21 protein-coding genes are annotated in these 21,502 nt (G+C 57.4%); 9 read left to right on the forward strand and 12 right to left on the reverse strand.

What is annotated here, in order from left to right:
- Nucleotides 1-6 precede the first annotated feature (6 nt).
- The 4 genes from NHF56_RS11575 to NHF56_RS11590 form a co-directional block, all read right to left on the reverse strand.
- A complete protein-coding gene (locus tag NHF56_RS11575; RefSeq protein ID WP_252804447.1) occupies nt 7-267 on the reverse strand; it encodes a DUF1344 domain-containing protein in 261 nt (86 codons plus the stop codon).
- A gap of 144 nt (nt 268-411) precedes the next feature.
- The gene (locus NHF56_RS11580) at nt 412-2,109 is read right to left on the reverse strand and encodes an iron ABC transporter permease (protein ID WP_252804449.1); all 1,698 of its coding nucleotides are present in this window, start codon (nt 2,107-2,109) and stop codon (nt 412-414) included.
- A gap of 8 nt (nt 2,110-2,117) precedes the next feature.
- Nucleotides 2,118-3,038, reverse strand: a complete 921-nt coding sequence (locus NHF56_RS11585) for an ABC transporter substrate-binding protein (protein ID WP_252804989.1) — start codon at nt 3,036-3,038, stop codon at nt 2,118-2,120.
- 65 nt (nt 3,039-3,103) lie between these two features.
- Nucleotides 3,104-4,210 (reverse strand): ABC transporter ATP-binding protein, encoded by a 1,107-nt coding sequence (locus NHF56_RS11590; protein WP_252804451.1) that lies wholly within the window; start codon nt 4,208-4,210, stop codon nt 3,104-3,106.
- A 220-nt stretch (nt 4,211-4,430) separates the two neighbouring features.
- On the opposite strand from NHF56_RS11590, the gene aroC reads away from it, so the two are divergent.
- Both aroC and ribB read left to right on the forward strand, forming a co-directional pair.
- Nucleotides 4,431-5,528, forward strand: coding sequence for a chorismate synthase (gene aroC, locus NHF56_RS11595; protein ID WP_252804453.1), 1,098 nt, complete (start codon nt 4,431-4,433; stop codon nt 5,526-5,528).
- Between the two features lie 10 nt (nt 5,529-5,538).
- Entirely contained in the window at nt 5,539-6,639 is a 1,101-nt protein-coding gene (gene ribB / locus NHF56_RS11600) for a 3,4-dihydroxy-2-butanone-4-phosphate synthase (protein WP_252804455.1), read from the forward strand.
- 156 nt (nt 6,640-6,795) lie between these two features.
- Here the strand turns inward: ribB and NHF56_RS11605 are convergent, their stop codons facing one another.
- The 7 genes from NHF56_RS11605 to NHF56_RS11635 form a co-directional block, all read right to left on the reverse strand.
- Nucleotides 6,796-8,706 carry a methyl-accepting chemotaxis protein gene (locus tag NHF56_RS11605; protein ID WP_252804457.1) on the reverse strand — a complete coding sequence of 637 codons (1,911 nt, stop codon included), beginning with the start codon at nt 8,704-8,706 and terminating at the stop codon, nt 6,796-6,798.
- Between the two features lie 100 nt (nt 8,707-8,806).
- On the reverse strand, nt 8,807-9,388 hold the full coding sequence (locus tag NHF56_RS11610; protein ID WP_252804459.1) for a hypothetical protein: 582 nt from the start codon (nt 9,386-9,388) through the stop codon (nt 8,807-8,809).
- A gap of 236 nt (nt 9,389-9,624) precedes the next feature.
- Entirely contained in the window at nt 9,625-10,401 is a 777-nt protein-coding gene (locus tag NHF56_RS11615; protein WP_252804461.1) for a gamma-glutamyl-gamma-aminobutyrate hydrolase family protein, read from the reverse strand.
- Between the two features lie 122 nt (nt 10,402-10,523).
- Nucleotides 10,524-11,717, reverse strand: a complete 1,194-nt coding sequence (locus tag NHF56_RS11620; RefSeq protein ID WP_252804463.1) for a winged helix-turn-helix domain-containing protein — start codon at nt 11,715-11,717, stop codon at nt 10,524-10,526.
- A gap of 174 nt (nt 11,718-11,891) precedes the next feature.
- Nucleotides 11,892-12,359 carry a hypothetical protein gene (locus NHF56_RS11625; protein ID WP_252804465.1) on the reverse strand — a complete coding sequence of 156 codons (468 nt, stop codon included), beginning with the start codon at nt 12,357-12,359 and terminating at the stop codon, nt 11,892-11,894.
- A gap of 398 nt (nt 12,360-12,757) precedes the next feature.
- Nucleotides 12,758-12,967, reverse strand: coding sequence for a hypothetical protein (locus NHF56_RS11630; RefSeq protein WP_252804467.1), 210 nt, complete (start codon nt 12,965-12,967; stop codon nt 12,758-12,760).
- Between the two features lie 402 nt (nt 12,968-13,369).
- A complete protein-coding gene (locus NHF56_RS11635; RefSeq protein WP_252804468.1) occupies nt 13,370-13,852 on the reverse strand; it encodes a DUF1284 domain-containing protein in 483 nt (160 codons plus the stop codon).
- Nucleotides 13,853-13,903: 51 nt separating this feature from the next.
- Between NHF56_RS11635 and NHF56_RS11640 the strand changes: the two genes are divergently transcribed.
- The 5 genes from NHF56_RS11640 (at nt 13,904) to NHF56_RS11660 (ending at nt 17,109) form a co-directional block, all read left to right on the forward strand.
- A complete protein-coding gene (locus NHF56_RS11640; protein ID WP_252804990.1) occupies nt 13,904-14,584 on the forward strand; it encodes an energy-coupling factor ABC transporter ATP-binding protein in 681 nt (226 codons plus the stop codon).
- On the forward strand, nt 14,578-15,183 hold the full coding sequence (locus NHF56_RS11645) for an energy-coupling factor transporter transmembrane protein EcfT (RefSeq protein WP_252804470.1): 606 nt from the start codon (nt 14,578-14,580) through the stop codon (nt 15,181-15,183). Before NHF56_RS11640 ends, NHF56_RS11645 begins: the two co-directional genes overlap by 7 nt.
- A gap of 27 nt (nt 15,184-15,210) precedes the next feature.
- Nucleotides 15,211-15,777: a biotin transporter BioY gene (locus NHF56_RS11650; protein WP_252804472.1), complete on the forward strand. Its 567-nt coding sequence runs from the start codon at nt 15,211-15,213 to the stop codon at nt 15,775-15,777.
- A 142-nt stretch (nt 15,778-15,919) separates the two neighbouring features.
- The gene (locus NHF56_RS11655; RefSeq protein ID WP_252804474.1) at nt 15,920-16,852 is read left to right on the forward strand and encodes a histone deacetylase family protein; all 933 of its coding nucleotides are present in this window, start codon (nt 15,920-15,922) and stop codon (nt 16,850-16,852) included.
- Between the two features lie 2 nt (nt 16,853-16,854).
- Nucleotides 16,855-17,109, forward strand: coding sequence for an exodeoxyribonuclease VII small subunit (locus NHF56_RS11660; protein ID WP_252804475.1), 255 nt, complete (start codon nt 16,855-16,857; stop codon nt 17,107-17,109).
- Nucleotides 17,110-17,289: 180 nt separating this feature from the next.
- Here the strand turns inward: NHF56_RS11660 and NHF56_RS11665 are convergent, their stop codons facing one another.
- Nucleotides 17,290-17,589, reverse strand: coding sequence for a GIY-YIG nuclease family protein (locus tag NHF56_RS11665; protein ID WP_252804476.1), 300 nt, complete (start codon nt 17,587-17,589; stop codon nt 17,290-17,292).
- Nucleotides 17,590-18,560: 971 nt separating this feature from the next.
- On the opposite strand from NHF56_RS11665, the gene NHF56_RS11670 reads away from it, so the two are divergent.
- Together NHF56_RS11670 and dxs are read left to right on the forward strand one after the other, a co-directional pair.
- Nucleotides 18,561-19,484, forward strand: a complete 924-nt coding sequence (locus NHF56_RS11670) for a pirin family protein (RefSeq protein WP_252804477.1) — start codon at nt 18,561-18,563, stop codon at nt 19,482-19,484.
- Nucleotides 19,485-19,580: 96 nt separating this feature from the next.
- Complete coding sequence (dxs, locus tag NHF56_RS11675) at nt 19,581-21,500, forward strand: 1-deoxy-D-xylulose-5-phosphate synthase (protein ID WP_252804478.1); 1,920 nt, start codon at nt 19,581-19,583, stop codon at nt 21,498-21,500.
- The last annotated feature ends 2 nt before the right edge of the window (nt 21,501-21,502 follow it).

Genomic DNA, 21,502 nt, shown 5'->3' on the forward strand with positions numbered 1-21,502 from the left:
TATCGGTTATTCGATCACTTCCAAATCGTCGATAACGCGTTTTCCGTTTTCTTCGGAATAATAGATCACCACTTCAACGCCGGGCTCAAGCCCCTCGTAATTGAACTCCGAAGGGGTATGATAGTCCTTGCCATTGTCCAGCACGATCGTCTGCGTTGCCGGATCGACGGAGGTGATCTTGGCTTCCACATCGCCGCTGTCTGCCCTGGCGGCAAGCGGCATTGTCAGGCTAGCGGCAATGGCCGCGGCGGCTATGATTTTTCGCATCTTTGGTATTTCCCGTCCCGGTTTCGCCATGCGGGCGAAGTTAGGGTTATTCGTTGATCGTTGGCAAGGCATCTGAACGATAAATATGGCGGAATTTACATTGGTCAAAATCTTGTTGATGCCGCAATTGCCGTCTGCGCGGGTTCAAGACGTCCTGCTCTTGCCGCCTCTTGTGAGCAAAGCCGCAAGTGCTGGAACCGTCAGCGTGATAAGGATTGCAACCGAACTCATGGCCATGCCGAGACCGACGGAGCCCTGATCAAACTGGCTCCAGATGAAGGTAGCAATGGTAACCGTTCCAAGCGGTGCCAGAAGTATGGTCGCCACCAGTTCCCGCGAGGCAACGGCAAAGACAAGCAACATGGCCGCCAGCATGCTCGGGAAAATGAGCGGTATGACAATGCGGCGGATGGTGGTGATTGGCCTTGCACCAAAAACGCGGGCTGCATCTTCCATGCCGGTTCCCAACTGGCGGATTGCCGTGGTGGCGTAACGAACCGGATAGGGCAAGAGCAGGCCGCAATAGGCAAAGACCAGCACCCAGGGCGTGTTATAGGCCGTCACCGGCAGCCATGGCTGGGTCCAGGCAAGGATCAAACCCACCGCGATGACGACGCCCGGAATGGTATTCGGGATCAGGCTCAGAAAATCGAGGATACGGGCGAGGAACGTTTTTTGCCTGACGGTGACAAGCGCGGTGAGCACGCCGATGAGACCGGTGATCACGGCAGCGCTGATGCCAAGCGTGAAGCTGGTGATAAGCGCTTCCAGCGCACCAGCCGTGTTGTCGCCCAGCATGCGGAAATGATCAAGCGACAGGTTTGAAAGGCTCAAGCCGCCGGAGATCGTGCGGGTCGAGGCCGTCAACAAGACGCCGGCAATCGGCAGAATGGTTCCGACCAGCGCGACAAGCACGAAGAAGCCGACGGCAAGCGGCGCATAGGGGCCAAGCTCCATCTGTTCCTGCCGTGTCGGCTTGCCGGACGCCGTGCCGGAATCGCGCCGGTTGACGAGCCAGTTCTGGCCCATGAAGGCGGCAAATGCCAGGAGAACGAGGATGATCGACAGAATGGAGGCACCCGGCATATCGATCGGATAGTCGGTCAAGCGCTGCTCGATACCGGTGACCAGGACGAGAAAACCGGAGCGCGCGGCCAGCACCGCCGGGGTGCCGAACTCTTCAATCGACATGGCGAAAACGAGGAGCAGGCTGGCGGCGATGGCCGGCAGGGTGAGCGGCAGGAGAATGCGGGTGAGCCCGACACGCGGCGAGGCGCCGCACACGCGGGCAGCCTCCAGATAGCGGCCCGAAATGGAGGCAACGCTGCGTGACACGGCAAAATAGACGACCGGAAAGACATTCAACGTCATCACGAAGACGACGCCCCAATAGGAAAACAGGAACTGGCCGAGATTGAAGCCGAGCAACTGTTCGAGGTAACCACGCCGCTGCAGCGAGAAAATCCAGCCAAGCGCGGCAATATAGGGCGGTATGGCGAAGGGGACGGTAAAGATCACATCCCATAACGCGCCGCCCGGCATTCTGAAAAGACCGCGCAGGAGACCCAGCGGCACACCGACGAAAGCCGCACCCAGCACCACGCCCGTGCCAAGCTTCAAGGTGTTCAGGGTCCAGGTGATCAGCCGTTCATCGGAAAGGGTTTTGCCGACCAGTGAGAACGGTTCGGCCAGCGAGCCTTTGCCGATATCGGGAAAGATGGCCTGCAGCACGATAAACAGGAGCGGAAAGGCAACGAGCAGCAGCAGAACAGGCACGACGAGGGCGGCAATGCCACCCCCGTTTTGCCTATCGTTGATCTTGCCTTTGGCCAAAGTGGTCATGGACCCGGTCAGTTCGACGCGAAGATTTCAGCGAACTTCTTCAGGACGGCCTCGCGGTCCGTGGCCGGGTCGACGCTCAGAAGTTTCAGGTCGGACATCAGCGGGCGTTCGGCGCCGACATCGCTGCGTGCCGGCATCAGCCAGGCAGCGGCAACGGCGGCCTGACCTTCGTCGGACAGCACGTAGTCGATGAAGGCTTTGGCCGTATCAGCATGCTGGCTGGACTTCAGGATCATCATCGGACGCGGCGCAATCACCGTGCCGGAGGTCGGGAAGATCACCTTCAGCGTCTCACCCTTTTCAATCTGCTCGAAGGACTGATAGTCAACGGCACCGAAAACGGCAGCGCGTGCGCCCTGCAGAACAGGGTTCAAGGCAGCGGCATTGGCACCCGGCACGATCATGCCGTTTTCCTGCAACTGTTCAAAGAGCGCCCAGCCGATATTCTGATCGGCCGTCAGGGCAGCCACCAGTTCATAGGCCGAACCGGAGCTTGCCGGATCAGGCATGGTCACGAGGTCCTTGTATTCCGGCTTTGCGAGATCAGACCAGTCTTTCGGCTCAGGCACACCGCTTTTTGTGTTCACGGCAATGGCGAGTGCCGAAATGCCCTGCGCGACATAGGTGTTGCTTTTCAGGAAGTCCGGAACCTTTTCAGCGTTCGGGCTCGTATATTCCAGCAGCATGCCGTCCTTGTCGAAATCGGTTGCCGTGCTCCAGGATGCGGAGATGACGATATCGGCGACCGGGCTTGCCTGTTCAGCCTCCAGACGAGCCATGACCTTGCCTGTGGTGGCCTGGAAAACGGCTACTTCCTTGCCGGTGGCCGCCTTGAAACCTTCGGCGAGCTTTTCGATCAGGCCGCCGGGGCCAGCGCTATAAACGGTCAGGTCTGCAGCTTGTGCAGCACCGGCCAGAGCCAATGCCATGGCAGCGGTCGATATGAATTTTGCAAATGTCTTCACGTTAGTCTCCTCTTTCAAAAAAGGTTGTCTCATGCGTTGATGGGATCTGCGGCAAACCAGCGGGCGCGTTCCCAGGCGAAATCGACGCCGACCGGTTCGCCGTCGCCAATGCGCCGGTCGCTTGCCAGATCGAGGTCAATGCCGCAGGCCAGTTGAATGCGGGTTTGATAACCGTCGCCGCGAAATGCCGAATGAACCGCGCGTCCGGGCAGCCGGGCCGCATCGGGTGCAGCAATCGACAGGGCGTTGCGCGGCACGAACAAATGCCCCTCGCCTGCCCTTCCGGCAAAGTCATCCGGCAGGCGAAGCGTTTCGTTCGTTTCCTTGAACACCACGCGGTCTGCCTCTCGTTTTCCGGCAGCAACGAGACCGAGTTTCAAGAAGCTGGCGACATCGGCGCTGCTGGGGGCGCTGACGAGGTCTTCAGGCGATGCGACCTGCACAGGACGTCCCCCCACCATCACCGCAACACGGTCGGCCATGGCGAAGGCTTCGCTGTGATCGTGAGTGACATAGACAGCCGTCAGGCCGAGCGAACGCACAAGGGCGGCGATATCGATGACCAACTGCTCGCGCAATTCGCGGTCGAGATTGGAAAGCGGTTCGTCGAACAGAATGACCGAGGGGCTGGCGGCAATGGCGCGGGCCAGCGCCACGCGCTGCTGCTGACCACCGGACAGCGTGGCCGGCGACCGGCTTGCCATGGCACCGAGATTGACCAGTTCCAGGGCTTCTGCCACCCGGCGCGCACGCTCAGGCGCGGCCACGCCCTGCATTTCGAGCGGGAAGGATACATTGCCGGCAACAGTCATATGCGGCCAAAGCGCGTAATCCTGAAAAACCATGCCGATGGAGCGTTTTTCCGGCGGCACGAACCGTCCGCTTCCGGCATCGGCAACCACGGTGTCGGCGATTGCGATGCGGCCTGCGGTCGGCGTGGCAAGACCTGCAATCATGCGCAGAAGCGTGGTCTTGCCGCTGCCTGACGATCCGAGCAGCGCAACCACCTCGCCCGGTGCGATATCAAGGCCGACGTTATCGAGAATCGCCGGCCCGCCAAAGCTCTTCGACACATTCTCAATAAGAATGCGCGCGCCAGCCACGGCTGCAACTGCCGATTTTCCGTCCTTCGCCAAAATGTGCCCCCGGGTTACCCCTTTGAAGTCTCCGTTTCCGGTACTAGTGGCGGTGCATGACAGTTTGATGACGGTTCGGTGACGTGTCGAAAGCGCTTCCGCATTGGATTTGTGCCAATTGGCGTTTAAAAAATTTTTCCTTCGCAGAATTTTCCGCTATTAGAACCGCACAATGAAAGTCGGCGGGGCAAGACCTGCTGAAACCTGTGGTTCAATTCTTATGTCGCATAACACGTTCGGGCACCTCTTCCGCGTAACAACCTGGGGCGAAAGCCATGGACCAGCGCTTGGCTGCGTTGTTGACGGCTGCCCTCCCGGCCTGCGTTTCAAGGTCTCGGAAATCCAGGAATGGCTTGATCTGAGAAAGCCCGGTCAGTCACGCTTTGTCACCCAGCGCCGCGAGGCCGATGAAGTCAAAGTGCTGTCCGGCACGATGCTGGACGAGGATGGCGAAACGCTCATTACCACCGGCACGCCGGTTTCGATGCTGATCGAAAACACCGACCAGCGCTCGAAGGATTATGGCGAGATTGCCCGGCAATATCGTCCGGGCCATGCCGATTATACCTATGATACGAAATACGGCATTCGTGATTATCGCGGCGGGGGGCGCTCGTCTGCCCGCGAGACGGCAGCGCGCGTTGCCGCTGGCGGCCTTGCCCGCAAGGTGATCCCCGGTGTCACGATCCGCGCGGCACTGGTGCAGATCGGCAAGCACAAGATCGACCGCAACAACTGGGATTGGTCGGAAGTGCGCAACAACCCCTTCTTTGCGCCGGACAAGGCCATCGTTCCTGTCTGGGAAGCCTATCTCGATGACATCCGCAAGGCCGGCTCTTCGGTCGGCGCGGTGATTGAGGTGGTTGCCGAAGGCGTTCCGGCGGGTCTCGGTGCACCCATCTATGCCAAGCTCGATCAGGACATTGCCTCCAACCTGATGTCGATCAATGCCGTGAAGGGCGTTGAGATCGGCAATGGTTTCGAGGCGGCTGAAATCACCGGCGAGGAAAATGCCGATGAAATGCGCATGGGCAATGACGGCAAGCCGATTTTCCTCTCCAACAATGCCGGCGGCATTCTGGGCGGCATTTCCACCGGCATGCCGGTTGTGGCGCGCTTTGCGGTGAAGCCCACCTCCTCCATCCTCACACATCGCCAATCCATCGATGCCGACGGCCAGAACGTCGAAATCCGCACCAAGGGCCGTCACGACCCCTGCGTGGGCATTCGCGCTGTGCCGATTGCAGAAGCCATGATGGCCTGCACGATCGCCGATCATTATTTGCGCGATCGTGGACAGACCGGGCGTCAAAGATAGGAATTTACCGATGGCCTATGACCAGAAGCGCGTCGTCGACGCTATCCGTGCCTTCGAGGCTGGCGAAGTTGTTGTTGTCACCGACGATGACGACCGCGAAAACGAAGGCGATCTCATCGTCGCCGCCGTTCACTGCACGCCGGAAAAGATGGCGTTCATCGTGCGCCACACATCCGGCATCGTGTGCACGCCCATGCCGCGCGAGGAGGCCAACCGGCTGAACCTCACAGCCATGGTGGCGGAAAACGATTCCGCGCATACAACGGCGTTTACCGTGACTGTCGATTACAAACACGGAACAACGACCGGCATCTCTGCCGAGGATCGCACGCTCACCTGCCGCAATCTTGCCAATCCGAATGCCGGACCTGCCGATTTCGTGCGTCCAGGCCATGTGTTTCCCTTGATTGCGCGCGAGGGCGGCGTGCTCATGCGTTCGGGCCACACGGAAGCTGCCGTTGATCTTTGCCGGTTGGCCGGTCTGCCGCCGGTTGGCGTGATCTGCGAACTCGTCAACGATGACGGCACGGTGATGCGCGGGCCGCAGGTCAGCGCATTTGCTGTCGAACACGGCTTGAAGCAGGTTTCCGTTGCCGACCTGATTGCGCATCGCCAGCGCAAGGAAAAGCTGATTGAGTTCATCTCCGAATCGTCCATCCAAACGCCATATGGGCCAGCCAAGGCCTTTGCCTATTCGCTGCCCTGGGACCCGATGCAGCACCTTGCCATCGTTTTCGGCGACATTCGCGACGGCGAAGAGATTCCGGTGCGGCTGCATCCGGAGAATGTGACGGACGACGTGTTCGGTGCGGGTTCACCCGTCAACCGCTACATGAAAACCATTGCAGAGATGGGACGCGGCGTCATCGTTTACCTGCGCGAGGGTTCCGTCGGCGTTGGACATCACGAGACGGGCCGCAAGCTCGGCCACAGCCGTGAAGGGCATGCAGAAGCGCAGGAACGCGAAAACGAATGGCTGGAAATCGGCCTTGGCGCGCAGATTCTGCGTGATCTCGGTGTCAACTCCATCAAGCTCCTGACCACACGCGAGCGCCACTATGTGGGGCTCGAGGGCTTTGGGATCCAGATCACGGAGACGATCAAGGGTTAGAGTGTCGGGCGATAATATTGAGCCAAACCCCGTATAGCAAACGGCCCGCTCTCAGGCGGGCCGTTTCATTTCATGATCCGACTGGTTTCCCAGACTGTTTCAGTTTTTGACTGAAACAGTCTAGATTTTTTCGCTCACGCCAGAAGCGGAACCGCTCTAGAACTCTTCCCAGCCGCCATTGGCCACCTTGGCCGGCGCAGCGGAGGTTCTTGATGCAGCGCTTGGCTCGCTGGCCATGGCGCGTGCAGTCTGACGCAGCGCTGTCGACTGCGCTGTCGCCCCGCCGGCGAGTGTAAACTGGCCGATAAGTTCGCGCAGGTTGGAGGCTTCCGAAGCAAGGCCGGCGGTTGCCGCATTGGCCTCTTCCACCATGGCCGCGTTCTGCTGGGTCATCTGATCCATCGCGTTGACAGCCTGGTTGACTTCGGTAAGTCCGAGCGACTGTTCCTTCACCGAGACGGCGATGGATTCCATGTGCTCGTTCATTTCGGTGATAAAGCTGCCGATCGTGTTCAGCGCCTCGCTGGTTTCACGCACCATGTTCACGCCGTTGGAGACTTCGTTGGAAGAATTCTCGATCAGCGACTTGATCTCCTGTGCTGCCTGGGCGGAACGTTGCGCCAGTTCACGCACTTCCTGGGCGACAACGGCAAAACCCTTGCCGGCATCACCGGCGCGGGCAGCTTCAACGCCCGCATTCAGGGCCAGAAGGTTGGTCTGGAAGGCGATCTGGTCAATCACACCGATGATGTTGGAAATCTGACCGGAGCTTTCCTCGATCTTGCGCATTGCGTCTTCAGCGCGGATGACGATTTCCGCAGACTTGGTTGCAGACGTGTTGGCCTGAGAGGCAACCTCACGGGCTTTTTCCACGCGCTTGGTGGAGCTGACCACGTTGGATGTGATCTCTTCAACGGCAGCGGCAGTCTGTTCAATGGAGGCTGCCTGTGTCTCCGTGCGTTTGGAAAGATCGTCGGCGCTGCCTGCGATTTCGCGGGTACCGCTTTCCATCGTATTCACGCTGTTCATGATGGAAGAAAGCGTGCTGCCGAGCTGCTTGACTGACGTGTTGAAGTCATGCCGCAACTGTTCGAAGTCAGCGGCGAAGGCTTCGTTGAGCTCGACGGAGAGGTCGCCGGCTGCAAGGCGGTTCAGCCCGGCTGCGAGACCGGATGTGGCAATCCTGAGACGTTCGGCGGCATCGGCTTCGGCTTTTTGCTGATCGGCGATGCGATCGGCTTCGGCGCGCTTGCGGTTTTCTTCTGCTTCTGCCTCCAGGCGCTTGTTGGCAACGGCAGCCTCACGGAAGATTTCCATGGATGCGGCCATCTGGCCGATTTCGTCCTTGCCGCCCTTGTCGATCTGAACATTCAAATCGCCATTTGCGAGCTTTGCTGTCACATCCGCGAGCCTGGAGAGCGGGCGCGACACCATGGCGAAGTTTGCATAGGCGAGAAGGGCAGCCAGCAGGCCAACGACAATCGCCGTTGCAAGGCTCACCAGTTCAACCATGGAAAGTGCTGATTTCTGCGCTGCGGATGCGATGGCCACCTGCTTGTTGAGCGTTTCCTTCACGAGGCCCAAGTTTTCAGAAAAGGCTCCGAGCAGGCGGCGGCCGTCGCCCGTCAGCTCGATTGCGCGGGCCAGTTCCACCGTCATTGGATCGCGCATCAGCTTGATCTGACGGTTGACGACATCTTTGCGCCAGGTTTGCAGCTCGCTGATGGCGGCGTTCAGGTTGTCGACCTCAGAAGGGGCGATCTCGGCAAGACTTTTGCCAAACGTCTCGGCGTCACTATCCACTTTGCCATCGTAAGTTTCGAAGTCGGCAACAAAGTCACGGTTGCCGGTCAAAATGAAGTTCTTGAAGGCAAGGTTTGCCTCCGTCACGTCGCTCTGAAGCGCCTCGGCCTCATTAAGCGTGCGCGAAATGGCCAGATTGTCTTCGGCAATCCGTGCTGCCGTCGTAGAAAGCGCGTAAATATAGACGCTCGCACCGATGGCGGTGACCGACAGAACGCCGAAGGCCACGAGCCCCTTGATGTTAACTGATAGATTTTTCAGCATGATAGCCTCAATTCTTCCTCGTTCCGCTGATCCTCAGGCGCAAAGTCAAAAGCCGTAAATGTAGGGTGTGGCGGCTTTGAACTCAGCAAATTGGGGAAAATCAGCTTCCATAGCCTGTGCGGCGCTGCAGCTCGGTGATGTTCAGCTCGACCGTCACCGCGCCCAGCTTGTTTGTCTTGTTCTCGTCGTTGATCGTGAAGCTCACCTGACCGCGCCAGATCTTGTTGTCCTCGTCCCATTCGGGCTCGTCGACAAACACGGCGTCAGAACCCACATCGAAGGTTTTCTGGAACTTGTCTTCGTCGCCCTGCCAGAAGTCGCTGGTAACGGAGCTCTGGCCCACGTTCAGCCCGTTCTGGTCCATGACGAAAATTTCGACATAAAGACCGACTGATCGGCCCTGCATGCGGATGAGATAATTCGAAAGAGGATTGGACAAGGTGGCTGCAATCAACGGCTTGTCGTCGGCTTCGCGCTCGGCACGCCACTGTTTGTCCAGTGCATCAATCTTTGCCTGCTCAAGTTTGTGCAGGCGATTGTTCTGCGAGCTGACCGACAGACGGACGATCTCCGTATCGATCCAGCCGCGAATGTCGTTCAGCACTGAAGGCGTTACGAGAGCCTTGAAATCCGGCTTCGGAGGCTCCGCGTGGGCGCTTCCGGCCACAAGAGCTAGGGTCATAGCTAGAGCTGATATTCGCATATTTCAGTTACTCCTATTTGAGAGCAACCTAAATCATCCTGATTACCAGATGGTAAACTCGAGACTAACGCTTCCTATATAGTCATATTTAGGGGCTTTTATATTGGGTGTGTAATAAATCAATACAACTTAGCTTTGAAATGGTTAATGACAAACATAACAACGACTCATAATTTCCAAATTGAATTTACTCTCAATAACTTTACCGAAAAGCACTACTTTTTTCTTGTATCTTTATGATTCTGAACAGCATTTCCGAATGCGCGAAATATTGCACCGTTAACCGGATTGGTCTGCGGGTCATATTCGGCGTGCCATTGCACCCCGAGGGCAAAACCTTTTGCCCGCTTGTGGCGGATGGCTTCCATGGTGCCATCTTCTGCCACGCCTTCAACGGAGATATCGGAGCCAAGGTCCAGAATGCCTTGCCCGTGCAATGAGTTCACTCGGATTGTGCTGCGGCCGAATATCTCTGTGAAAACACTGCCTTCGGTGAACCTGACCTCATGGCGATCGGCAAAGACCACCTCCGGATCGGGATGGATTTCGCCATTTTCCAGCCGCGGCATGCGATGGTTCATGCGGCCCGGCAGGTCACGGATTTCCGGGTGCAGGGTACAGCCGCCCGCAACGGCAATTTCCTGAAATCCACGGCAAATGCCAAACAGGGGAACGCCGCGCTCCACGCAGGCATCCACCAGAGGCAATGCAACGGCATCGCGCGCCTCGTCATAGGGTTCATAGCGTTCATCCGGCTCCGCACCGAAGCGCCTCGGATGGACATTGGCGCGGGCGCCGGTGAGCAGAATACCATCCACTGCGTCCAGAAGATCGTCGATGTTCGTGAGCTCGGGGCTTCCGGCAAAAATCAGCGGCAGCGCGCCAATCGTGTCGAATACGGCGCGCATGTTGTTTTCACCCGCCATCTGGACAGAAAAGCGATTTTCAACCTTCAGCGCATTCCCGATAATACCGACGACTGGTTTGCTCAATTGCTTCGCCCTTCTTCAAAACATGCCTTGGCGGGTTTAAAAACACCATGTCTTTTCATGTAGCGGTTGTCAGCGCGAAAGCCAAACCGCCTGGAACATAATTTCATTCAATATAGGAAAAGCTATTCGTCACGCCAGCCCGAAACAAAGACAATATCGGCAACGCCTGCAAAGCGCGCAACGCGCGCAAGCTCAGCCTCCAGCTTGGCCAAACGGCCACCAGAAGCCTTGACGCCTGGCTCCAGCCAGAGCTTCGTCACGTTCAAAACATTGGCCTTGCGGTCCGCCTTCATGTCGATGCGTCCGATCAGGCGATCGCCCTCCAGAAGCGGAAAGACATAATAGCCATATTCCCGTTTGGCTTCCGGCACAAAGACCTCGATTCGATAGCGAAAACCAAACAGGCGCTCAGCCCGGTTTCTGTCGCGCAGCAGCGGATCGAACGGGCTGAGCACACGAATGCGCCCCGGCGGCTCAGGCCAGATATCGGCATCCGGCTTGAAGTCTGCCAGCACAAACGACGCCCGTGGCTTTCCGCCATCGGCAGGCGTAATCTCCACCTCTTGAAGCTCGGCCCGGTTTTCCAAAACCCAGGCCTTTGCCTCTTCCGGTGTGATGATATCCCAGAAGGCTGCCATTTCGCCATGGGTGGCAAACCCCAACCGTTCCAGCGCGCTGCGACAGGCCCAGTCGACAAAGGCATCGTGGTCAATTTCGGCGCTGAGGTGATGTTCGGGAATGACCCGTTCGGAAAGGTCATAGACTTTCTGAAAACCTTCGCGCCGGGAAATGGCAAGCTTGCCCGTGTGCCAGAAAAATTCGAGCGCCGTCTTGGACGGATGCCATTCCCACCAGCCGCCGGATTTATGATCGGCGTTTTTCAGCTCCCGGGCCAGCACCTCGCCGTGCTCGGCAATATGGGCAAAGGTTTCCGCAAAGGATTTATCGAAACCCTCGCCATGCCATTTGGCCCAGCGTGCGCGCAAAACCTCTTCCTTGCGGCGGAAACGGTGTTTCCAATAGGGATAGAATGCGGTCGGGATAATGGAAGCATCATGCGTCCAATGCTCGAAAAGCCCCCGCTCCTCTTCCAGAAGCGCACGCAGGTGCGCACGGTTGAATGTCTGGTTGCGCGAAAAGAGTATTTGCTCATGCGCCCGGTTGACCGTCTGGATACTGTCCACCTGGACAAAACCGATCCCGTGTATGAGGTCGAGAAGTCCCTGCCGCGTCTGTTTACGCGACGGGTCCGCACTCAGGCCCTGTTTGGCCAGAAATATCCGCCGCGCGGCCGTGTTTGAAATCGGAATCGCCATGAACCCATCCTGCACATGTTCATGATATGTTCAAGTATTTGTGCAGTCGTAGACAAGGTAATACGATGAGAAAATTCCAAGATGGACTATTCAGGGTGGTTCTGGCTTTTTTACTTCTTCGGCTTTAATTAGAACTAACCATTGGGGAGCCGCTGCCCCCCAATGTAGTTTGCATCACCCATTTTTAGAGGCCATGTTATCGGCTTTCATTGCTAAATTGATCACGTAATGCACTAAGACTGCCTCGATTAGCGAAAGTGCATATTCGCTGTCAATAGGTAACATATGGTCATGCAGATGGTGATTATCGATGTAGTCAGCCGCATTCCAAAGTTTTCTCGTTAGCTGTGGATTATTAGGTTCAATTCGCCGAATGACGACTTCAAAGGTCGAGTTGGCTAGTTCTATCGCTTCATTTCGATAGTCGGAATCGAATGGCAGACTTTTGATGAGGTAGCCGCGTCTTAGTTTCTGAACTGGCTTGGGCTTCTGATCTTGGTATTTGCGGATCAGAATACTCCAGCTTGAATACCCTTCATCTTTAGCAATGCGGTCCAAGGCTTGGTTATGTGGCATGCCACTTTCACGGCGAAGAAGCTTAGCCTTGCGTTTAAGTTCATTGATAGGGGCAGATAGGTCCATTTGAGGTTCTCCTATTGCGAGCTATGAACACAATCCCCCCTTATGTGAGTGCTCGAACAGAAAAAACTCAAGTTCATACCCTGCATGCTAAATGCTTTCCCATTGAGGGGAGGAGGCTTGGGCGCAAACCTTATATGTATGATAGGGAATAAAACCGACGGTTTCAAGTCTCTCCATATCGACTCTGACCAGTACCTACGGGCAAAAGTATCACCGGTGGATTCTTGTTGGACATGCGAGCTCAAGAGCTGTTTGAGTATTGACCACACTTTTTAGACAATCTCGCGCCGCCACTTCCCCTCGCGCGTTAGCCTTTTTCCTTCAATATTAGGGAGGCTACTTGCCTGCAACACATAGTAGTGTTGAGGCCATGCCTGTGATAATTAGCTTTATAGAGACTAGCTAATAACACGGCGCGTCTTGCTGCTGCCATTTTGCAAAACCGATGCAGGCACTTGGATTGAGGGTTTAGCGATGAAATTCAGAATGAGGAAGCCGAGCATCAAGCGCTCGATTTCCGCCAGAACTTCACCCAAGCGTATCTTAAGCGCCAAGACGCGCACGCTTGTCCCAAAGGAGATTCGCAAAGCTAAATCCACAATCAGCACCGTGACCAACCCTAAACGGGCCATGAAGCAGAAGATTTACAACAAGACCACCTTTTCTTTTTGGTCGCTTCTACGAAAGCTCTTCAGATAAAGCGATTTCTGACGTTTATCGCTTTCTTGGCGACTGGTTTCGTGTGCAGAACTGTTTCGGACACTAGGCACCTCGCCTCAGGTCTAAGGTGCTTTAATACGTCGGGTGCGGAAGACTTACCTTGCAGCAAACAATCGAGACAAATTTGCCGCCAAAATTCGAAAAGCTCTCGCGGAAGGAGTCGAACAGTGTTGTTCGTTTTGCAAGACGCCAACTCTCTGACCAAGTGACGAAAGTCCCGACGCTCCTATGAATATAGTGGGTGCATCTCATATTCCGGCTGCGGCGTCAGCCCACTTTTCCAGGGCTTTTCATTCCGTATCAGCTGGAAGGAGGATGGTGCCAGCGAAACCATCTGCTGCAATGTTATCGCAGGTCTGCACCCACGGACAGCCAACGCAGCCAGCGCGTGTTTGACCGCTCGCAAAGGCCGCACGCAGTGTTTTCACGGCGTTGGCGGTCAGGATGAAGGGCGCGTTCATGTTCAGATCGAGAAGCGGTGCAGTTGCCGCAATCGCTTGGGCGTCGCGCCGATAGACGCTTTCCTTTTCGCAATCGTGACCGCAGCGCAATCTGTCCTCAAGCGATAGTCCATTGCAGATATCGTCTGGCCCTTGCGCGAGCATAACAGGTGTACCGTCGTTGATGGCCTGCGCAATTCTTGAAAGATTTTTCACAAAGGCCGGTGTGTAGCCAAGCCCCTTATAGGTCAGCAGGCAGAGGAAATGATGGCCCCTGAGCCGGATCGTCCCCGGCGCGTTTGCACCTGTTTGCGCCGCAAATTCCGTTTCCATCTCTCAGCTAATCCTCTATAGAGCCAGCGTTAGGCCGGAGACAGTTTGAATTTGAATATCCGTTTTTCCGATGTCAGCGTGCGTTTTGGCGAGCGTGTCGCCCTGCACCCCTTTTCTCTCACACTGGAGGAACGGCGTATCGGAATAATCGGCCTCAATGGTTCGGGCAAGACCACTTTCGCAAAACTGATCAATGGACTGGTGAAGCCGACCAATGGCAATGTCACCGTCAACGGTCTTGATACAAAGGATGATGCCAAAGCTGTTCTGGCGCTCGCCGGCTTTATCTTTCAAAATCCACAGCACCAGCTCATCATGCCGGTTGTGCGCGAAGATCTGGCTTTCGGATTGAAACAGCGCGGCATCAAGGGCGATGATCTGGACATGCGGATCAAGACCATTCTTGAGCGGTTCGGCATTGAAAATCTTGCCAACCGGCGTGTCCACGAGCTTTCCGGCGGAGAGCTGCAACTGGCCGCCATTGCCAGTGTTGCCGTCACCGGCCCGGAAATCCTCATTTTCGACGAGCCGGTCAATCAGCTCGATATCAGGAACCGCAAGCGGGTGGTCGAGGCGATTTTGGGACTTGAGGAATCGGCCGTCGTCATCAGCCACGATCTCGGCCTTCTCGCGAATTTCGACCGTGTGCTGGTGTTTGATCAGGGCCGAATCGTTTTCGACGGCGCACCGGCTTCGGCCATTGCCCACTATGAGGCGGTCGCCACATGTTGAAAAGCCTCTATATCGAAGGCAATACGCCTCTCCACCGCCTGGGCGTGAAGACCAAGCTTGTCATCCTGCTTCTAACGACAATCGGGCTCTATATCTTTGCACAGCCTGTCGTTCTGGCCGCCGCAGCTCTCATCACGCTGACGATTTATGCCACGCTCGGCATGCCCTGGCGCGAGGCTGAAATCCGCCTTCGTCCGATCCTCATCACCATCACCATACTGGCGCTCGTCAATGCCTATGTGCTGGGGATCGAGGAGGCCACCATCTCGACGCTTCGGCTGCTTGCCATTCTCTTTCTGGCCGCATCGATTACGGCCACGACGACCATTGCCGCGTTCATGGAGGCGGTGAGCGAACTGTTGCGCCCCTTTGAGCGGCTGGGGCTCGTGAGGGCCGATGATGTCAGCCTGGCTTTCGGGCTGGTTCTGCGTTTCGTGCCGGAGATATTCAACCATTACAACGCGCTCAAGGAAGCCCATCAGGCCCGCGGCCTGCCGGTCAAAACGGCGCGCATCATTGGCCCGCTGATCATCATGGCGCTCAAGGATGCCGATACGATTGCAGATGCCATTGATGCACGCGGCTTGCGCGCGCATTGATATCCCAACAAAAGGAGAGGACACCGCATGACCACCAAAGATATCGTTCTGATTGCGCTTTTTGCGGCCATCATCGTTGTGCTCGGCTTCATTCCGCCGGTCACCATTTCCTTCATTCCCGTACCCATCACGGCGCAGTCCATGGGCGTGATGCTGGCCGGTTGCATTATCGGGGCAAAGCGCGGCGCGCTCGCCTATGTGCTGGTCGTGCTGATGGTGGCTATCGGCCTGCCGGTTCTCTCCGGTGGCCGTGGTGGCCTGGATGTGTTGATCGGCCCGACCGGTGGCTATATCGCGGGCTGGATCGTCGGCACCTATGTCGTCGGCCTTATTGCCGAGCGCATGGTGCGCGAGGGCCAGAAGGAAGTGCTGCAGTTCACCGGCTTCTTCGTCGCCAGCATCATTGGCGGCATCGGCGTGGTTTATGCTCTCGGCATTGCATGGCTTTGCTTTTCCACCGGCACGCCCGTCATGACCGCGCTTTATGGCAATCTCGCCTTCATTCCGGGCGACATTATCAAAGCCGTGATCGCAACGCTGGCTGCACGCGCCGTTCTCGCAGGCTATCCGCTTCTGCCGCAGCGCGCGCATTAATCCGGCGATATCTGTGTTCCATTCAGGCCCGGCAGCGACCCTGCCGGGCCTTTCCGTTTGCAGTTGAAACACTGCTTCGGATTTTGGCGCTTGATCTCAATTTGCCGTGGACCTGCCTCAAGAGAGGCGTTAGCGTGCGGCCATGACAACACGGCTTTACGAACATTCCATCTTTCTTGAACATCAGGTTCCACCCGGTCACCCCGAGCGGCCGGATCGCCTCAGGGCGCTCAACCTGGCGCTTGAACACGCAAGCTTTGCGCCGCTGGACCGCAAGCAGGCGCCGCAGGCCAATGAAGATGCCGTTCTTCTGGCCCATCCGGAAGAACATCTCTTTGCCGTCATGCGTGCCATGCCGGACGAGGATGATCGCATTCTGCAGGTCGAATCCGATACCTATGCCAGCGTGAAAAGCCTGCAGGCCGCCTTTACCGCCATTGGCGGTGCGCTGGCGGCCGTAGACGATGTGATGGCCGGCACGCATGACAATGCTTTCGTCGCGGCCCGCCCACCGGGCCACCATGCCGAAAAGATGAAGGCCATGGGCTTTTGCTTTTTCAACAATGCCGCGATTGCCGCCCGCCATGCGCAGCAGAAGCACGGCGTTGAGCGCGTGGCCATCGTCGATTGGGACGTGCATCACGGCAATGGCACGCAGGATATTTTCGAGACCGATCCCAGCGTTCTTTACTGTTCGACGCACCAGATGCCGCTTTATCCCGGCACAGGTGCAAAGGAAGAAGTGGGCGTCGGCAATATTGTCAACGCGCCGCTGTCGCCCAATGTCGGCTCGGATCACTTCCGCGAGGCGTTCCATTCGCGCGTCTTGCCGGCACTTCGTGATTTCGCGCCGGATTTCATCATCATATCCGCCGGTTTCGATGCCCACCACCGCGATCCGTTGGCGCAGATCAACTTGACCGGCAGCGATTTCGACTGGGCAACGGGAAAACTTCTGGATATTGCAGGAAAGCACGCCAATAACCGGGTCGTCAGCCTCTTGGAAGGCGGTTATGATCTGGAGGGCCTCGCCGAATCGGCAGGCCAACACATAATGCGACTGATGAAGGGATGACGATGACCGAGACTGCAAAACCCGCTGAGGTGAAAGAACTCTCCTTTGAGCAGGCCGTGGCAGAGCTTGAAAATATCGTTGCCCGGCTGGAGCGCGGCGATGTTGCGCTCGACCAGTCGATTGCCATCTACGAACGCGGCGAGGCGTTGAAAAAGCATTGCGAAACGCTCCTTTCCGCCGCCGAAACCCGCATCGAAAAAATCCGCCTCGACCGCGCCGGAAAGCCACAAGGCACCGAACCGCTCGACGAGGGGTGAAGGGCTGAGCGGGGGGTGTCCCAGCCTCATCCTGAGGCGCCGGAGCGCAAGCGGAGGCCTCGAAGGGCGAGGCTGGCCCCATACACTTCCAACCACGCATCCCCGTGCTTCGATCCTTCGAGACGGCCTTCGGCCTCCTCAGGATGAGGTCGGTGCAAAGCTGCCAACTCAGGATGAGGGCTACTCAGACGTTCCCACCGGCCCACGCCGCGACAAATCCGGCAGCCCTTCATAATTCAGCGCAATCAACGCTTCCTTCTTGCGCTGGTTCCAGCCTTTGATCTGTCGCTCCCGCGCAATAGCGTCGATGATGCGGTCGTAGACTTCCATGAAAACCAGTTCCACCGGGCGGCGTTTGAAGGTGTAGCCTTGGTAGATACCTTCATTATGCTCCCAAAGCCGCGCCTCGATATTCTGTTTGGTGAGGCCAGTGTAATAGGACCCATCCCGGCAGCGCAGAATATAAACCGTGACTTCCATTGCATGCCCCCAAATACAAATTTTAGGCTGTCACGGATTGTGACGTTAGGCAACAAGCTCTCAAAGGGAGGCCTGCATTGAGCACCGGCCATCCTCCAGCCTCATGCCTCAAGGTGGGAGCGAAGCGACCCTCGAAGGGTCAGGCTGGCCCCTATCGTGCAACAACCCGCCCTCGCCCTTCGAGACGGCCTTCGGCCTCCTCAGGGTGAGGGCTGGTCATCACGCGCCCCCGCCAAAACGGGGATAAACGCAGCCCTCAGACAAGCAAAATCAATCGCATAACTATTTTTTCATCCCCGCCCTCTCACCACATGCTCATAATACCCCCGTCCCGCACGGATACACCACAGGGCGCTGTGGCGAGCGGGATCGGTTCTGGTGGTGGAGGGAAGACGTGAACCTTCGCCATTGGGTCCGTGAGACATGCATCCCCTTGGGTCGGGCCTAATGGGTTCACACCAAACGGCCCTCGGTGTGCGCGCATGTCCTCCTGCTTTGCAGGGCGAAAGGCACATGCGCCACCAAAAAGGCAAAGCCGCTTATCCACGTTTGACCACGTCAAACGTGGGCGGCTTTGCGAAGTCCACGCAACCATGAAGTCGCAAATGGCAACATGGGCAGAGATGCGGACGTCACGGGATCAACTGCCGAAAGCGGGGCGCTTTGTGCGCATCATAACTAAAATACAATGTGGCGCACAAAACGCCCCATCCGCCTTCCCTGTCAGGAGGGCACCCATCCGGGACGCCTTTCGAGGCGAAACGCCGAGAAAGATCAGCGAGTCCCAGCAAGAAATGCTGCGAAACCCGGAAGCGGAAAGCTTGCCGGGGTTGAGGTGCTGAATATGAACTGCGATGGCGTAACACGGTCCAACCAAACGCCCTTCTGCGAAGACACACTGTCACCACAGGCAAACATTGGCATTCATTGGGCCATCATCTAAATTGATCGAAACAGGAGCATTGAAGACCATGTCCTTTTTCCCCGGTAATGATCCCACGCTTGGCAATTCCGCCGAGGTTGATGCAATTGAGCAGCTGATTATTCCGCGCACCAGCGATATCGGCTCCATGGAGGTTCGCCGAGCGCTGCCTTCGGCGCGGCGCAGGCTGGTGGGGCCGTTTATCTTTTTCGACCGGATGGGACCTGCCCTTCTGCGCGCGGGCCAGGCCATGGAAGTGCGCCCGCACCCGCATATCGGGCTTTCCACCGTGACCTATCTTTTTGACGGCCAGATCAAGCACCGTGACAGCCTGGGTGTCGAAATGGTGATCGAGCCGGGCGATGTAAACCTGATGACGGCGGGACGCGGCATTGTGCATTCCGAGCGCAGCCCAGAAAATCTCGCAGGCAAGGAACATTCGATTTCCGGCCTGCAGACCTGGCTGGCGCTGCCGGACGGGATGGAGGAAATCGATCCGAAATTCTCTCATATCGACCGGGGAGAGATGCCGCAGTTCGAAGCCTCCGGCGTCAATGGTCGGCTGATCATTGGCAATATGGAAGGCATGCGCTCGCCGGTCAATCTGCCGACCGAGACGCTTTATCTCGATATCCGGCTGCAGCCGGGCGCCACATTCCAGATGAAGCCCGAGTGGGAAGAGCGCGCGGTCTATGTGCTCGAAGGCGGGGTGACGGCCGGCGGCACATGGTATGAGCCCGATCAGCTTCTGGTGCTCAAGGCTGGGGTTCCGGTGGAGTTCACTGCGGGAAGAGAAGCAACGCATCTGATGTTCTTCGGTGGCGATGCGATGGATTCCCAACGTTATATCTGGTGGAATTTCGTCTCTTCATCGAAAGAGCGGATCGAGCAGGCCAAGGAGGAATGGCGTACGGGCAAGTTCGACATTGTGCCGGGCGATGAGGAGGATTTCATCCCGCTGCCGGAGGGTTGATGGTATTTTTCGCCATGAGCGGCATTCGCGCATTGCCCCAATTAGATTTTGACAGTATGCCCCGTCACTGGTTTATTGCCTGAAAAGGTTTCCAGATTGACTCAACGCCCAGCAACACCGCTTTTGGATCAGGTTTTATCGCCTGCCGACCTGAAAAAGATCGAGGACAAGGAACTGCCAGCCCTCGCCAAAGAGGTGCGCGCAGAAATGATCGATGCGGTCTCCCAGACCGGCGGTCACCTGGGCGCGGGGCTTGGCGTTGTTGAATTGACGATTGCCATTCACAAGGTTTTCGACACGCCAGACGACCGGCTGATCTTTGATGTCGGCCATCAGTGTTATCCGCACAAGATCCTGACCGGGCGGCGCGATCGCATCCGGACCATTCGCCAGGAAGACGGACTTTCCGGTTTTACCAAACGCACTGAAAGCGAATACGACCCGTTTGGCGCGGGTCACTCTTCGACCTCCATTTCCGCCGGTCTCGGCATGGCGGTGGCCTCCGAACTCAAGCATGACGGGCGCAAGGTGATCGCGGTTATCGGCGACGGTGCCATGTCTGCGGGCATGGCATTCGAAGCGTTGAACAATGCCGGTGCGCTTGATGCGCGCCTCATCGTGATCCTCAACGACAATGATATGTCGATTGCCCCGCCGACCGGTGCCATGAGCGCCTATCTGGCACGCCTAGCCTCTGGCCGCACCTATATGGGCATTCGCGAATTCGGCAAGAAACTGACAGCCTATCTCGGCAAGAAGGTGGACCGGGCGATTACCCGTGCTGTGGAGCATGCCCGCGGTTATGTGACCGGCGGCACCATGTTCGAGGAGCTGGGCTTTTATCACGTTGGGCCGATTGACGGTCATTCCTTCGAGCATCTTCTGCCCGTTTTGCGCAATGTGCGCGACAATGCGGAAGGGCCGGTGCTGATCCATGTGGTGACGCAAAAGGGCAAGGGTTACGAACCGGCTGAAAAGGCCGCCGACAAATATCATGGTGTCAACAAGTTCGACGTCATCACCGGCGCGCAGGCCAAGGCCAAACCGAACGCACCGAGCTATACGTCTGTCTTCGGCGAAACGCTGGTGCAGGAAGGCCGACTCGACGAAAGAATTGTGGCGATTACCGCGGCCATGCCGGGTGGCACAGGCGTCGACAAGTTTGCGAGCGAATTTCCCGCCCGCACATTCGATGTCGGCATTGCAGAACAGCATGCGGTGACCTTTGCTGCGGGGCTGGCAACAGAAGGTTTGAAGCCGTTTGCGGCGATCTATTCCACCTTCCTGCAGCGGGCCTATGATCAGGTCGTGCACGATGTCGCCATCCAGAAATTGCCGGTGCGCTTTCCCATCGACCGTGCCGGTCTTGTGGGGGCGGACGGGCCGACGCACGCGGGTTCGTTCGACACCGGCTATCTCGCCGCCCTGCCCGGCTTTGTGGTGATGGCAGCTGCCGATGAGGCGGAGCTCAAACACATGGTGCGCACCGCCGTTGAATATGACGAAGGCCCGATTTCGTTCCGTTATCCGCGCGGGGAAGGCGTGGGCGTGGAAATGCCCGAGCGTGGAGAGATTCTTCAAATCGGCAAGGGCCGCATCATCCGGGAAGGCACCAAGGTTGCGCTCCTGTCCTTCGGCACCCGGCTTGCCGAATGCGTGGCTGCGGCTGAAGATTTGGAGGCTGCGGGCCTTTCGACCACCGTTGCGGATGCGCGTTTTGCCAAGCCGCTCGATGAAGACCTCATTCGCCGTCTTGCGCATGAGCATGAAGTGCTGATCACGATCGAAGAAGGCGCAATCGGCGGCTTTTCATCGCATGTGCTGAATTTCCTGGCCCGTGAAGGCCTGCTGGACGGCGGGCTCAAGGTCCGCCCCATGGCGCTGCCCGACCTGTGGCTCGATCATGCCAAGCCGGAGGCGATGTATGCGCGGGCTGGTCTCGACCGGCACGGCATCGTCAAAACCGTGTTTGCAGCTCTCGGTCAGTCGAGTGCGGGGCTTGGTTCGGCCGGCTGAAT

Origin of the sequence: Rhizobium sp. L1K21 (assembly GCF_024055895.1) — a bacterium.
GTDB lineage: Bacteria > Pseudomonadota > Alphaproteobacteria > Rhizobiales > Rhizobiaceae > Ensifer_A.